The 13,603-nt window shown below is 70.8% G+C and carries 14 protein-coding genes and 1 tRNA gene; 4 read left to right on the top strand and 11 right to left on the bottom strand.

The genetic code is table 11. The annotated features are described in order from the left end of the window. Window positions 1-3: 3 nt before the first annotated feature. The 9 genes from tatB to TSO221_RS13000 all read right to left on the bottom strand — a co-directional run bounded on the left by tatB (window position 4) and on the right by TSO221_RS13000 (window position 8,012). Window positions 4-483, bottom strand: coding sequence for a Sec-independent protein translocase protein TatB (gene tatB, locus TSO221_RS13040; RefSeq protein ID WP_109118933.1), 480 nt, complete (start codon window positions 481-483; stop codon window positions 4-6). 48 nt (window positions 484-531) lie between these two features. Then, complete coding sequence (locus tag TSO221_RS13035) at window positions 532-813, bottom strand: twin-arginine translocase TatA/TatE family subunit (RefSeq protein ID WP_109118932.1); 282 nt, start codon at window positions 811-813, stop codon at window positions 532-534. A gap of 139 nt (window positions 814-952) precedes the next feature. Beyond that, window positions 953-1,573, bottom strand: coding sequence for an SMC-Scp complex subunit ScpB (gene scpB, locus TSO221_RS13030; RefSeq protein WP_109118988.1), 621 nt, complete (start codon window positions 1,571-1,573; stop codon window positions 953-955). A 16-nt stretch (window positions 1,574-1,589) separates the two neighbouring features. Further along, the gene (locus TSO221_RS13025) at window positions 1,590-2,363 is read right to left on the bottom strand and encodes a ScpA family protein (RefSeq protein WP_109118931.1); all 774 of its coding nucleotides are present in this window, start codon (window positions 2,361-2,363) and stop codon (window positions 1,590-1,592) included. Continuing rightward, on the bottom strand, window positions 2,360-3,037 hold the full coding sequence (locus tag TSO221_RS13020) for a site-2 protease family protein (RefSeq protein WP_109118930.1): 678 nt from the start codon (window positions 3,035-3,037) through the stop codon (window positions 2,360-2,362). The genes TSO221_RS13025 and TSO221_RS13020 overlap by 4 nt, the downstream gene beginning before the upstream one ends. A gap of 13 nt (window positions 3,038-3,050) precedes the next feature. Continuing rightward, the gene (gene nagZ / locus TSO221_RS13015) at window positions 3,051-4,088 is read right to left on the bottom strand and encodes a beta-N-acetylhexosaminidase (RefSeq protein ID WP_109118929.1); all 1,038 of its coding nucleotides are present in this window, start codon (window positions 4,086-4,088) and stop codon (window positions 3,051-3,053) included. After that, a complete protein-coding gene (locus TSO221_RS13010; RefSeq protein ID WP_109118928.1) occupies window positions 4,075-5,055 on the bottom strand; it encodes an SPOR domain-containing protein in 981 nt (326 codons plus the stop codon). The genes nagZ and TSO221_RS13010 overlap by 14 nt, the downstream gene beginning before the upstream one ends. Further along, window positions 5,055-6,809, bottom strand: coding sequence for an arginine--tRNA ligase (argS, locus tag TSO221_RS13005; RefSeq protein WP_109118927.1), 1,755 nt, complete (start codon window positions 6,807-6,809; stop codon window positions 5,055-5,057). The genes TSO221_RS13010 and argS overlap by 1 nt, the downstream gene beginning before the upstream one ends. A 3-nt stretch (window positions 6,810-6,812) precedes the next feature. After that, window positions 6,813-8,012: a deoxyguanosinetriphosphate triphosphohydrolase gene (locus TSO221_RS13000; RefSeq protein ID WP_109118926.1), complete on the bottom strand. Its 1,200-nt coding sequence runs from the start codon at window positions 8,010-8,012 to the stop codon at window positions 6,813-6,815. A gap of 150 nt (window positions 8,013-8,162) precedes the next feature. Here TSO221_RS13000 and erpA point away from each other — a divergent pair, with 150 nt between their 5' ends. From erpA to TSO221_RS12980, 4 genes are all read left to right on the top strand, one after another. Then, on the top strand, window positions 8,163-8,510 hold the full coding sequence (gene erpA / locus TSO221_RS12995) for an iron-sulfur cluster insertion protein ErpA (protein ID WP_109118925.1): 348 nt from the start codon (window positions 8,163-8,165) through the stop codon (window positions 8,508-8,510). Window positions 8,511-8,518: 8 nt separating this feature from the next. Then, on the top strand, window positions 8,519-9,301 hold the full coding sequence (gene xth, locus TSO221_RS12990; protein WP_109118924.1) for an exodeoxyribonuclease III: 783 nt from the start codon (window positions 8,519-8,521) through the stop codon (window positions 9,299-9,301). A gap of 81 nt (window positions 9,302-9,382) precedes the next feature. Then, complete coding sequence (locus tag TSO221_RS12985) at window positions 9,383-9,955, top strand: hypothetical protein (RefSeq protein ID WP_109118923.1); 573 nt, start codon at window positions 9,383-9,385, stop codon at window positions 9,953-9,955. A 72-nt stretch (window positions 9,956-10,027) separates the two neighbouring features. Further along, window positions 10,028-10,117 (top strand) — tRNA-Ser (locus TSO221_RS12980). Window positions 10,118-10,137: 20 nt separating this feature from the next. Here TSO221_RS12980 and TSO221_RS12975 read toward each other — a convergent pair. Together TSO221_RS12975 and TSO221_RS12970 are read right to left on the bottom strand one after the other, a co-directional pair. Next, a complete protein-coding gene (locus TSO221_RS12975; RefSeq protein ID WP_109118922.1) occupies window positions 10,138-11,040 on the bottom strand; it encodes an energy transducer TonB in 903 nt (300 codons plus the stop codon). A 17-nt stretch (window positions 11,041-11,057) separates the two neighbouring features. Next, a complete protein-coding gene (locus TSO221_RS12970; protein ID WP_109118921.1) occupies window positions 11,058-13,427 on the bottom strand; it encodes a TonB-dependent receptor in 2,370 nt (789 codons plus the stop codon). Window positions 13,428-13,603 lie beyond the last annotated feature (176 nt).

Genomic DNA, 13,603 nt, shown 5'->3' with positions numbered 1-13,603 from the left:
CGGTCATGTCGTCTTGGTGTCGGTCGTGGGTTGCGGGACCACGGCGGAGTCGGCGGCGGCCTTGGGCGCCTCGGCGGGCGCCGCCTCAGCCGGCGTCGGCGCGGCGGCCGCGGCTTCAGCCAGCGGGTCGGCGGGCGGCAGCGGCGGCGCGTCCTCCGGCGGGCTGCCGGGGTGTCCGGCGGCGCCGGTCATCTCCGGCGGCAGGTCGAAGGCGGCCTTCAGATCGCCCTTGGGGTCGATCTGATTCTCCACCATCGCCTTGATGTTGAGGTCGCGGGCCTTCAGCGCCTGCTTGCGCAGGTCGTCCAGCTCCGCCTCGCGCATCATGTCGTCCAAGTGGCCCTGGAAGTCGCGCGCCACCAAGCGCGCCTTCCGCACCCACTTGCCGACGGCGTAGATCGCCTGCGGCAGGTCCTTCGGGCCGATGACCACCAGGGCCACCAGCGCGATGACCATAAGCTCGGACCAGCCGATGTCGAACATGCGTCCTCGAACCTCTCAGCCGGCGTGTGCGGGCGACGACGGCGCCGCTCAGGTGCGGGCCGTCTCGTCCTTCTTCAGGCCGGGGTCGGTGCCCGGAGCGGCCGCCGGAGCAGGCGGAACGACCGGCGCGGCGGCCTGATTCGGCAGCGGCGTCACAGTGGCGGCGGGCTGCGCCGGCGCCTCATCGTCGCTGTCGTCCTTCAGCCCGGCCTTGAAGTTCTTGATGCCCTTGGCCAGGTCGCCCATCACCTTCGGCAGTTTGCCGGCGCCGAAGAGAAGCACCACGATCAGCAGAACGATGATCCAGTGCCAGATGCTGGTAAATCCCATGGTCTCCAGTTCCCGAGCGTTTGCCCCCTGTCAGGGGCGGCACTATGGCAGAAACGTTCCCGGGCCGCAACGACGGGCGGACCGGGCGATTCACCGATTCAGGTAGGCATTTCGGACGAGGATACGAGGGGGTCTCCCCCTATTCTTCGTCGGCCTCGTCCGGCGACGGCAGCGCGTCGCCCACCCCCGCCGAGACGCCGTACAGCACCGGCCGCGAGTCGAGCAGGCCGGCGGCGCGCAGGTCGTCCACGCCCGGCAGGTCGCGCAGCGTCTCCAGCCCGAAATGGTCGAGGAAATGGTCGGTGGTGATCCAGGTCAGCGGCCGGCCGGCGGTCTCGCGGCGGCGGCCCGGGCGGATCCAGCCGTGCTCCATCAGGATGTCCAGCGTGCCCTTGCTGGTGGCGACGCCGCGGATCTGCTCGATCTCGCCGCGGGTGACCGGCTGGTGGTAGGCGACGATGGCCAGCGTCTCGATGGCGGCGCGGGAGAGCTTCTTGGACACCTCCTGCTCCAGCCGCAGCAGCGGCGCCAGGTCCGGCGCGGTGCGGAAGGCCCATCCCGCCCCGGTGCGCACGAGGTTCACGCCGCGCGGCGCATAGTGCGTGCGCAGTTCCTCCAGCAGGGCGCGCACGTCCGCGTCCGGCCCCAGGCGGCCGCCCAGCACCTCCTCGTCCAGCGGCTCGGCGGAGGCGAACAGCAGCGCCTCGAGCAGCCGCAGCTTCTGGATCTTCGCCTCGACCCGCTCGGGGTCCTTGACCATTTCGATCACCACACCCTCACTCCTCAACCGGCCGCGCGCGGCGGACCCAGATCGGGCCGAAGGCGCCGTCCTGGCGCAGCTCCACCTGCCCCGCCTTGGCCAGCTCCAGCGTCGCCGCGAAATGCGCGGCCAGCGCCGAGCGGCCCATCAGCGACCCCGCCGGCTCGCGCGGCAGGAAGCTCTGCAGCGTCGTCCAGTCCGGGATCCGCCCCATCATCTCGGCCAGCCGCTTCACCGCGTCCTCGATGGAGTAGAGCCGCAGCGGCTCCATGTGCAGCACCGAGGCGTCCTTGCGCCGCTTGTGGTCGCCGTAGGCCTTCAGCAGGTCGTACAGCGTCACCTGGAACACCGACTTGCGCTGGATGTCCAGGTCCTCCGGCGCGCCGCGGGCGAACACGTCGATGCCCAGGCGCGGACGCGCCATCAGCGTCGCCGCCACCCCCTTCATCGCCTCCAGCCGCTGCAGCTGGAACGCCAGCGCGGCGGCCATGTCCTCGCCGGACGGCTCGTCCTCCGGCTGCTCGGGGATCAGCAGGCGGGACTTCAGGTAGGCCAGCCACGCCGCCATCACGAGGTAGTCCGCCGCCAGCTCCAGCCGCAGCTTGCGCGCCTCGGCGACGAAGGCGAGGTACTGGTCGGCGAGCGCGAGGATCGAGATCTTCGTCAGGTCGACCTTCTGGTCGCGCGCCAGCGCCAGCAGCATGTCGATTGGCCCCTCGAAACCATCGAGCGCCACCACCAGCTGTTCGGCCGGGGTCGGCTGGTCTTCGGCGAAGCCGTCGTCGCTCATAATGGGCCGGTGAGGAATTCGAGGACGTTGATCGCCCAGCCGATGGCCGGCTGCATGATCCACGAGAAGACGTCCAGGTTCACGCCCAGCTCGCGCCCGACGAAGGGCAGCAGGAACAGCGCGAAGACCAGGATCAGGATGCCGTAGCGCTCCAGCCGCGCCAGCGGGAACGCCAGCGCGTCGGGCAGCACGCCCACCGCCACCCGGCCGCCGTCCAGCGGCGGCAGCGGGATCATGTTGAAGATCATCAGGATGACGTTGGCGAGCACCGACACCGTCAGCGTCGCCGCCAGCCACGCCCCGAACATGCCCTGCACGTCGCCGAAGCGCGCCAGCCCCCACGCCGAGGCCAGGGCCAGCAGGAAGTTGGTCCCCGGCCCGGCCAGCGCCACCCACACCATGTCGCGCCTGGGGTGGTTGAGGCGGGTGAAGTCCACCGGCACCGGTTTGGCCCAGCCGAAGACGAAGCCGGTGGTGAAGTACATCACCGCCGGCAGGATCACCGTGCCGAACGGGTCGATGTGGCGCAACGGGTTGAAGGTGACGCGGCCGAGGCGGGCGGCGGTGTCGTCGCCCAGCTTCTGCGCCATCCAGCCGTGCGCCGCCTCGTGCAGCGTGATCGCCAGGATGGCGGGGATCGCCACCGCCGTGACCTTGAGAATCCAGTCTTCCACCCGCTACCTCCCGTCAGGCCGCCGGAGTCAGCAGCGCGTCGAGGCGGGCGCGCAGCGCCTCCGCGTCCACCGCTTCCGGCACCCCGCGCATGGCCTGCGCGCGCGCCCAGCGCTGGGCGGCGGCATAGCTCAATATGGGGGCGGCCTCGGCGACCTGCACCATCTCCGCCAGGACGCCGTTGCAGTGCAGCGCCACGTCGCAGCCGGCGGCCAGCACCGCGTGCGTGCGCTCCCCGGCGTCGCCGGACAGGGCGCCCATCGACAGGTCGTCGCTGAACAGCAGCCCGTCGAAACCGATGGACGGCCCGCGGATGACGTCGGCGATGACGGCCGGCGAGGTGCTGGCCGGGCGGAACGGGTCCACCGTCTTCAGCACCACGTGCGCCACCATGCCGAGCGGCATGTCGGCGAGGTCGCGGAAGGGGGCGAAATCGGTCGCCTCAAGATCGGTGCGCGCGGCGTCGACCACCGGCAGCTCGGCGTGGCTGTCGGCGAAGGCGCGGCCGTGGCCGGGCAGGTGCTTGACCACCGGCAGCACACCGCCGGCGACCAGCCCCTCGCAGGTCGCCCGCGCCAGCTCCGCCACCAGGGCCGGATCGCGGGAGAAGGCGCGGTCGCCGATCACGTCGTGCGCGCCCTCGATGGGAACGTCGCAGACCGGCGCGCAATCCACGGTGATGCCGACGTCGGCCAGCATGTGCGCCAGCAACCGGCCGTTCAGCCACGCCGCCTCGCGCCCGACGGCGCGGTCGCGCTCGGCCAGTTCGCCGAAGGTGCGGGCCGGCGGGTGCTTCGGCCAGTGCGGCGGGCGCAGGCGGGCAACGCGGCCGCCCTCCTGGTCGATCAGCACCGGCGCGTCCGGCCGCCCGACGGACTCCCGCATGGCCGCGACGAGGTCGCGCACCTGCTGCGGCGTCTCGCAGTTGCGGCGGAACAGGATGAAGCCGAACGGGTCGGCGCGGCGGTAGAGGTCGCTCTCCTCGGCGCTCAGCACGGCCCCGGCGCAGCCGAGGACGATGGCGCGGGGGCGCGGCGGCTTAGGGACGGACAACCACGCACCCCACGTTCTGTGCCTTCAGCTTCTCGCAGATGGACTTGGCCCGCGCCTCGTCGACGCTGCCGCCCTGCACGCGGTAGTAGACGCCCTTCTCGCCCAGGTCGGCCTTGGCGACCTGCATGCTCAGGCCGCCCAGTTCGGAATGCCTGCCGGACAGCCGCTTCCACTCCGCCGCCGCCTCGGCCTCGCTGCGCACCGAGGCGAGCTGGACGCGGTAGCCGCTGCCCCCGGCCGATGGTGCGGGCGCGGGTGGTGCCTTGGGCGCGGCCGCCGGCTGCGGCGACTGCGGAACGGCCTGCGGCGCCGGGGCGGGCGCCGGCTTCGACGGCGCGGCAACGGCCGGCTGCGGCGCGGGAGCGGGAGTCTTGGCGGCCGGTGGCGTCGCCCTGGGAGGGGCGATCGGCAACGCGGCGACCTGGCTCGACTGGCCGCCGGCCGGCAGTGGCGGCGGCAGCGCGGCCTGCACCTGCACCGGCGGCGGCGGCACCACCGGCGGCAGCACGTCGGCGGGCGCCTTCGGAACGGTCGTGGTGGCCGGCGGCGGCGGCGACGCCACGGCGGGCGGCGGCAGGGTGGCCGGCAGGTCCGGCACCTGCGGCGTCACCACCGGGCGCGGCAGCGGCGCCTCGGGCGCCGGCAGCAGGTGCTCGACCGGCGGCTTGCCGTCCTTGGCGCCATGGTTCAGGCGGTCGAAGACCAGCTTGTCCTGGTGCGGCACCTCCATGCCGCCGGGCTGCTCGGGGCGCAGCTTGGTCGGCGTGGCGTCGGCCTCCAGCAGCGGCGGGCCGCCGTCCGGTCCGGTCCGGTCATGCCCCTTGTAGGCGTAGAGGACGACGCCCGCAAACGCCGCGATACCGACCACCGAGGCGCCCAGCCCCAGCAGGCCGCGCCGCCGGCGCGGTTCCGCGGGCGGGTAGCCGTAGGGGTTGGACGCGTAGTTGACGTCGCCCTCGTACTTCATCAGCGCATCTCCTCGACCGGCTCCACCCCCATGACCTGCAGGCCGGAGGCGATCACCGTCGCCGTCGCCTGCACCATGGCGAGGCGGGCCAGCGTCAGTTCCTCGTCACCCTCGATGAGGAAGCGCAGGCTGGCGTCATCGCGGCCCTTGTTCCACAGCGCGTGGAAGTCGGACGCGAGGTCGTACAGGTAGAAGGCGACGCGGTGCGGCTCGTGCGCCTCGGCGGCGGATTCGACCAGGCGCGGCCAGGTCGCCATGCGCTTGACCAGCGCCAGTTCCGCCTCATCGTCGAGGCGGGAGAGGTTGGCGGCGGTGAGGCCGTCCGCCGTCAGGTCCTTGCCGGGCAAGGCCTCTGCGGCGTGGCGCAGCACCGAGCGGCAGCGGGCGTGCGCGTACTGCACGTAGAAGACCGGGTTGTCCTTCGACTGCTCGGTCACCTTGGCGTAGTCGAACTCCAGCGTCTGGTCGTTGCGCCGGGTCAGCATGATGAAGCGGACGACGTCCCTGCCCACCGTCTCGATCACGTCGCGCAGCGTCACGAAGGTGCCGGCGCGTTTCGACATCTTGACCGGCTGGCCGTTCTGCATGAGGTGGACGAGCTGGCACAGCTTCACGTCCAGCGCCGCCTCGCCGCCGGTGATGGCCGAGGTCGCCGCCTGCATGCGCTTGACGTAGCCGCCATGGTCGGCGCCCCAGACGTCGATCAGGTTGGCGAAGCCGCGCACGTACTTGTCGTGGTGGTAGGCGATGTCGTTCGAGAAGTAGGTAAACGAGCCGTCCGACTTCTTCAGCGGACGGTCAACGTCGTCGCCGAAGTCCGTGGATTTGAACAGGGTTTGCGGGCGCGGCTCCCAGTCGTCGGGCTTCTTGCCCTTGGGCGGTTCCAGCACGCCGACGTAGATCAGCCCGCGGTCCTCCAGCGCCTTCAGCGCCGTGTCCACGGCGCCGGACTGCACCAGCGCACGCTCCGACGTGTACGCGTCCATGCGGATGTTCAGGGCGCCGAGGTCGTCCCTGATCCACTCCATGATGCGCGCGATGGCGAAGTCGCGGCAGGCCGGAAGCCATTCGTTTTCAGGCGCTTGCAGCCACTTATTGCCATCGCGCTGCGCCAGCTCCTGGCCGACGTCCTTGAGGTACTCGCCGGGATAGAGGCCGGCCGGGATCTCGCCGATGTCCTCGCCCAGCGCCTCGCGGTAGCGGAGATACGTGGAGCGCGCCAGCACCTCGACCTGGGCGCCGGCGTCGTTGATGTAGTACTCGCGCGTGACCTTATGGCCGGCCTTCTCCAGCAGCGCCGCCAGCGCGTCACCGAACACCGCGCCGCGGCCGTGCGCCGCGTGCAGCGGGCCGGTCGGGTTGGCCGAGACGTACTCGACGTTCACCGGCGCGTCCTTGCCGATGTCGCTCTGGCCGTAGGCGGTGCCGGCGGCCAGGATGTCCTTCAGGCGGTCGCGCCAGACGGCGGGCGACAGGCGCAGGTTCACGAAGCCCGGGCCGGCGATCTCGACGCTGGTGACGTCGGCGCGCGCCTTCAGCTTGGCGGCCAGCGCTTCGGCCAGCTTGCGCGGCGGCTGCCCGGCCGGCTTGGCCAGCACCATGGCGGCGTTGGTGGACAGGTCACCGTGCGCCGCCTCGCGCGGCGGCTCCACGGTCACGCGGGAGGTGTCCAGCCCGGCCGGAAGGGCGCCTTCCGCCGCCAGTTCCTCCAGGATCTTGCGAATATCGTTCTCGAACGCCTTGAAAATATTCATCTCTTAGGTCTTCGCATCCATGTCGAAGAGGCGGCTGTACTCGGCCAGCGCGAAGCGGTCGGTCATGCCCGCGATGTAGTCGGCCACCAGACGGGCGCGGACGGTCAGGTCCGTCTCGCCGCCGGTGGCCGCGAGGTCGGCCTGCCACTGGGTGGGCAGGCAGTTCGGTTCGTCCATGAACAGCTGGAACAGCGCGCGGACCACGCGCTTGCACTTGCTCATCTCCCGGTTGACCCGGTAGTGGCGGTACATCCGCTGCCGCAGGAAGGCGCGCAGCGGCCGCTGCTCCTCCAGCATCCGGTCGGAGAAGGCGACCACCGGCCGGCCGGCGGCGCGCACCTCGGCGGCGGAGCCGGGCTTCATCCCGGCCAGCCGGGCCCGCGTCTCGGTCAGCAGGTCGGTGGCCATGCGGTCGATCAGCCGGCGCACCGTCTCGTGGATCAGCCGGCCGCGCTCCAGGCCCGGGTAGCGGTCGCAGACCTCGCGGACGATGGGGCCGAACAGCGGCAGTTCCGCCACCTCGTCCATGTCGAACAGGCCGGCGCGCAGGCCGTCGTCGATGTCGTGGTTGTTGTAGGCGATGTCGTCGGCCAGCGCCGCCACCTGCGCCTCGGCGCCGGGGTTGGTGTGCAGTTCCAGGTCCCAGGCGTCCTGGAAGGCGCGGATGGTGGTCGGCAGCCCCTGCCCGTCCGGCAGCGGCAGCAGCGGGCCGTTGTGCTTGACCACGCCCTCCAGCGCCTCCCACGTCAGGTTCAGCCCGTCGAAGCCGGCGTAGCGGTGCTCCAGCCGGGTCAGGATGCGCAGCGCCTGGTCGTTGTGGCTGAAGCCGCCGTAGGGCTCCATGCAGGCGTTCAGCGCGATCTCGCCGGCGTGCCCGAACGGCGTGTGGCCGAGGTCATGGGCGAGCGCCACCGCCTCCGCCAGATCCTCGTTGAGGCCGAGCGTGCGGCTGATCGAGCGGGCGATCTGCGCCACCTCCAGGCTGTGGGTCAGCCGGGTGCGGTAATAGTCGCCCTCGTGGTAGATGAAGACCTGGGTCTTGTATTTCAGCTTGCGGAAGGCGCCGGAATGCACGATGCGGTCGCGGTCGCGCTGGAAGCACGAGCGCGTCGGGCTCTCGTCCTCCCGCACCAGCCGCCCGCGGCTGTGCGCCGGGTGGCAGGCGTAGGGGGCGAGCTGTGCCTGGTACATGTCCGCCGTCATGGCGCGGACACTAGCCCTGGGCGGGTTGGGGTGCAACCGGGAAGGCGGTCTAAAACCCCGCCCTCCGAAAGGGGCACCTTTGACGAACGGCCCCGCTCCCCCTACATTTCGGCGTAGGGTTCCGGCCATCCGCTTCCAATAGGGTATCCCATGTCCGACGTGACGACCGAGCGCATGCTCCGCATCTCCGACAGCGCGGCCGAGCGCATCGCCACCCTGGTGCAGATGGAAGGCAAGCCGGGCATGATGCTGCGCCTGACCGTCTCCGGCGGCGGCTGCTCCGGCTTCCAGTACGGCTTCAACTTCGACGACGCGGTGAACGCCGACGACCACCTGTTCGAGCACAACGGCACCAAGGTGGTCACCGACGACTGCTCGCTCGACCTTTTGGACGGCGCGGTGTTGGACTACGTCGAGGACCTGATGGGCGCCGCCTTCCAGATCAAGAACCCGAACGCCAAGTCGTCCTGCGGCTGCGGCTCGTCCTTCGCGGTCTGAGCAAGCCCGTGAAGATCGCCACCTGGAACGTCAATTCGGCGAAGGCGCGCCTGCCCGTCGTCACCGACTGGCTGCGCGCCGTCTCGCCGGACGTCGCCCTCTTCCAAGAGATCAAGTGCGAGACGGACGCCTTCCCGCGCGCCGTGTTCGAGGATCTCGGCTACCACGTGACCGCCGTCGGGCAGAAGGCCTACAACGGCGTCGCCCTGCTCTCCAGGCAGCCCGCCGAGGTGACGCTGACCCGCCTGCCCGGCGAACCGGAGGACGAGCAGGCCCGCTACGTCGAGGCCACCGTCGGCGGCTACCGCGTCGCCTCGCTCTACCTGCCCAACGGCAACCCGGTCGGCACCGAGAAGTACCCCTACAAGCTGCGCTGGATGGACCGGCTGATCGCGCACGCGCGGACACTGCTGGATTCCGAGCTGCCGTTCGTGCTGGGCGGTGACTACAACATCATCCCCGAGCCGCGCGACGTCTACGACCCCGTCGGCTGGCAGGAGGACGCGCTGTTCCGCCTGGAGTCGCGGCAGAAGTTCCGCGAGTTGCTGAACCTCGGCCTCACCGACGCCTACCGGGCGCTGCACGACGACGCCAAGGCCTACACCTTCTGGGACTATCAGGCGGGTGCGTGGCCGCGCGACCTGGGCCTGCGCATCGATCATTTCCTGCTGTCGCCGCAGGCGGCCGACCGGCTGGTCGGCTGCGCCATCGACCGCCGCCCGCGCGGCGCCGAGAAGGCCTCCGACCACACGCCGGTCGTCCTCGAATTGCGGGATTTCGACGCAATTTAAATAAAGCTTTGTTAATCGCGACACCCTACAAGGGAGGGTGTACGGCGCTCATCCGGGCCGCCGGGTGTTGGGGATCGTGGAATGGTGTGGCGCGCCAAGAACGTCCGTCAGGAGGTCGAGGGCCTGCTGCTCGCGCTCGAACGGCAGGCGCGCGAGGCGGTGGGGCTGGCCGAGCGTGCCCAACGCGACATGGACGACGACCGCTTCGCCTCCTACGGCGACTTCCGCCGCAAGGTGGAGGAGGTCCGGGCGTTGGTGGCCCTGACCGAAGACCGGCTGCGCGCTTACGTCGGCGAGAAGCTGGACGACCTGCGCACCGAGTTCGAGCGGATGGATCTGCTGCTGACCGTCATGCTGGTGAAGGCGACGCGCAACTACTTCGCCACCATGAAGGACGACCAGGTGCTGCCGATCGGCGCGCGCGAGCTGTTCGAGCCCGAACTGCGCAACCTTGAGGAGACCCGCGCCAAGCTGGCGCAGCCGCGCTTCCAGGGCCAGGTGCCGGACACGGTCCTGGCCGAACTGGAGGAGACGGTGGGAATGATCGGCAAGATCATCGCCCGCGCGCCCAGCCTGCCCGACTTCTCCGACGCGCCCGCGGCGCCGAAGCCGGTGCGGCGCCTGCGCACGCTGGGCCGGCCCATCCGCACCTGATACCCACGCACCGGAGCCAGCACCTGGGGGTTGACCCGCGCGCCGCCTTCCCATATCCCATCTGGGCGCCGTGGATGGGTGGCCGAGCGGTTTAAGGCTCCAGTCTTGAAAACTGGCGTGGGGGTAACTCCACCGTGGGTTCGAATCCCACCCCATCCGCCATTTGCGAATCCCGAACCGCCCTAGTTCAGGAAGAAGCGCACCGGAACGGTCAGTTCCAGCGAGCCTTGCCCACTCGTGCCGGGCGGCGAAGGCAGCGGCGACGCGCGGCGGACCAGGGCGCACGCCTCTTCGTCCAGCAGGGCATAGCCGGAACCGCCGGCAATCGCGCACGACACGACTTGGCCCTCGGCGTCCACTCTGAAGCGGACCAGGACGGTTCCCTCCTGACGTTGCAGGCGCGCCTGCCGCGGATAGGTCTTGAGCCGTTCCAGGCGGCTGCTGACGGATGCCGCGTAATCGACGGAAACGATCACGGAAGCGGCGGGGTGCTCCGGCGAGGGACGGGACGGCTCCGCGGGCATGGCCGACACCGTCGGAGACGGACGTGGGCTCGCCTGCGGTGCCGTCGGCGGCGCCACCCGCGGCTTTCGCGGCGGACGAAGAAGGGCGGCGGCCGGCAAGGCCTCGGCAGGCAGCACTGCTGGAGGTGGGGCTGCATCCGATGGCGACACGATCGCCTCGACCGAGACAGGCTCCATCGGAACTTCCGCTGACGCGGCGGATGGCTGTTCGACGGCCGATGCTGGCTCTGCGGCGGACTCGGCAAGCGGGGCTGGGGTGGCCTCGGCCGGGGCCGGCGCCGGCGGATCCGCCGAAACCGGGGGCTCCTCGGACGCCGGCGCCTCTTCGGGTGCGGCCAGCTCCAGAATGAGATCGACGGCCACAGCGGACGGCACCTCCGGTAGGCCCCTTTCACCGGGAGGGACCAGGAGCACGCCGGTCACGACGGCGACGTGCAGAAGGGCCGACAGCATCCCGGCGATCGCGTCGCACCGGCCCTGCCGCCCGTCGGCCCGGAACGGGACGGCCCGCTCCAGGCCACCGAGAGGACTGCCAGTGGAGCCGTCGTGCGCGAAGGCCACCGCCGCGCCCTCCCCGTTCAGAAGACGACGCGCACGCCGCCGTAGAACGCCCGCGGCGGCGCCGGGCTGACGAAGCGCGGATCCCGCGCGCCGGGCGCCTCGGCGAGGGGGACCTCGCGCACGCCGCCAAAGGTCCCGAAGGTGGAGTAGTGCGCGTTGGTGACGTTCTTCACCAGCCCGAAGACCTGCACCATCTCGGTGATCTGGTAGCTCGTCGTCGCATCGAGCGTGACGTAGCCCTTGACCTTGCCGACCGACCCGGAGGGATCGCCCACGTAGGTCTGGCCGGAGAAGGCGTTCAGCGTGCCGCCGACGGTCCAGGCGTCCGTCACCTTCAGCGAGCCGCCCAGCTTGATGCGATGGGCGGGGATGCCCGGCAGCCGGTCGCCGGGGCGGGCCACCACCGTGCCCGTGGTGCGGTCGCGGTTCGGATTGTCCGGGCTGTTGAGCACCAGCGTGCTCTCGTACGTCCCCTCGACGTAGGCGTAGTCGGCGTGGACGCTCCACCCTGCGCCAGACAGACGCACGCCCGTCTCGACGCCCTGACGGCGGGTCCGCCCGGCGTTGATGAAGTAGCCGCGCCCGCGCACGCCCGAGGCGACGTTCAGGATGTCGTCCTGGAGGCCGCTGCGGAACAGCCCGAGGCTCCAGTCCAGGCGCGCGCCCTCGAACGGCCGGACGTTGGATCCGCGCAAGCCCCCCTCCCAGGTGCGGCCGACCACCTGCTTGAGCGGCGGGTCGGACAGGAAGAAGTTGGTCAGCGTGCAGGGCCGCGCCGGATCGGCGCAGGACAGCTCCGCCGCCGTCGGCACCCGGTTGCTCTCCGCGTAGCCGGCGTACGCGGTCAATCCCGGCGTGACCTTGTAGGTGGCGCCGGCCGCGGGATTGAAGCGGGTGAAGCGGTGGCTGCCGTTCAGCGCGGTCCCCAGCCGGTCGTCAAGGATGATCCGCGCGACGTTGAGCCGCCCGCCGGCGGTCAGCGCCAGCGCGTCGGTGACGTCCAGCGTGTCCGACAGATAAACGCCGGCGTAGGTGGTGGTGGAGCGGACCGAGACCGGCGCGATCTCGCCGTCCGGCTGCTGGATGATCAGGCCGACGGGGGCCACCGTGCGATCGGCGGTCAGCGTGCCGATCTCCGAACTCGCCGAGAAGCGCGTTACGCCATGGTCCAGGCTGACGCCGCCGACCAGCGTGTTGGGCTGGCCGAACATCGGCGCCTGGCTGGTCGCCTGCAGCGTGCCGCCGACCGAGGTGGAGGTGGTGCTGGTGCGGTTCAGCACGCCGCCGCGCGTGCCGTTCAGGAAATCGTCGATCGGCCGGCCCTGGCTGTCGACCAGCACGGGGCCGCTGTCGTTCAGGCACAGCCGGTCGTCGCGCAGCGACACCAGCTGGCCCGTCCGGTCGTCGCGGCCATCGCGGTTGCGGTCGGTGGATTCGCAGGCCTCCGCGTCCACCGTGTCGCCGTTCACCGTTTGCCGCTCGTAGTGCCGGACATAACCGGTGGCCTGGAACGACAGCGTGTCCGACGCCTTGAGGTCGGCGCGGACCGCCGGCATGACCAGCTTGTTCTCGGTGCGGTCCGGATAGGTGAAGACGTGCGAGCGCGCGGCCGAGACCAGCTCGACCGGGGCCGGGCCGTTGCCGGTCAGGCTGTTGTTGGCGGCGGTCAGGGAGAGGTTGACCTGCCCGTGCGCGCCGCGCACGCCGACGTCGCCGTACATCTGCCGCAGCGTGGAGGGCGAGTGCTCGCGCCAGCCGCGCTCATGCAGCGCCTGCCCGGCGATGTAACCGGCGTAGTCGCCGGCCTGCATGCCGTACTCCAGGGCGCCCTGCACCCGCCCGAAGGAGCCCCCCTGCAGGATCAGCTGGCCGCCCGGGCTGGTGAAGCCGTCCTTCATGCGGATGTTGAGCGCACCCCCCAGCGCGTTCAGGCCGAAGGCCGGCGTGGCAGGCACCACGTCCATGTCCTGGATGGCGATGTCCGGGATCAGGTCGAAGTTGACGGTGTCGCCGAACACCTCGTTGACGCGCACGCCGTTCTGGTAGACCGCCAGCCCCTGCGCGTTGCCGATCAGCGGCGAGGCGGTGAAGCCGCGGAACTGCAGGTCGGGCTGGAAGGGGTTGTTCTGCGCCGCGTTGGCGTTGACGCTGGGCAGCCGCGTCTCCAGCGTGCCCAGCAGGTCAGGCGCGCCACGCTCCGACAGGTCGGTCTCGGTCAGCCGGCGGACGTTGACCGGCACCTTGTCGGCCTCGATGCCCGCCCCGGCCAACGGCGTGGTCGCCGTCACCTCCACCGGCGCCAGCGTGACCGGCGCCGGATCCGCCGCCAGCGCCATTCCAACCGTGCCCGACCCGATCACGCACGCTCCCAGGACGCTGCGTCGCATGGCTTCACCCAATCGTCAAAAGATGCGGTGATTTGATCAAGAAGCCGGCGAATCAGGCAATTCGACCATGGACGCAAGAAGCATTTCCGGCCGCAACGGGAAACATTCCCGGCCCTGAACCGGGAAAATTCGGCAAGGAGTCATCAGTCCTTCCGCCAATGGCGCGCCCCTGATCT

This window comes from Azospirillum sp. TSO22-1 (genome assembly GCF_003116015.1).
Lineage (GTDB): Bacteria > Pseudomonadota > Alphaproteobacteria > Azospirillales > Azospirillaceae > Azospirillum.
Note: the sequence above shows the minus strand (reverse complement) of the source record. Positions and strands in the feature narration are given on the sequence as shown.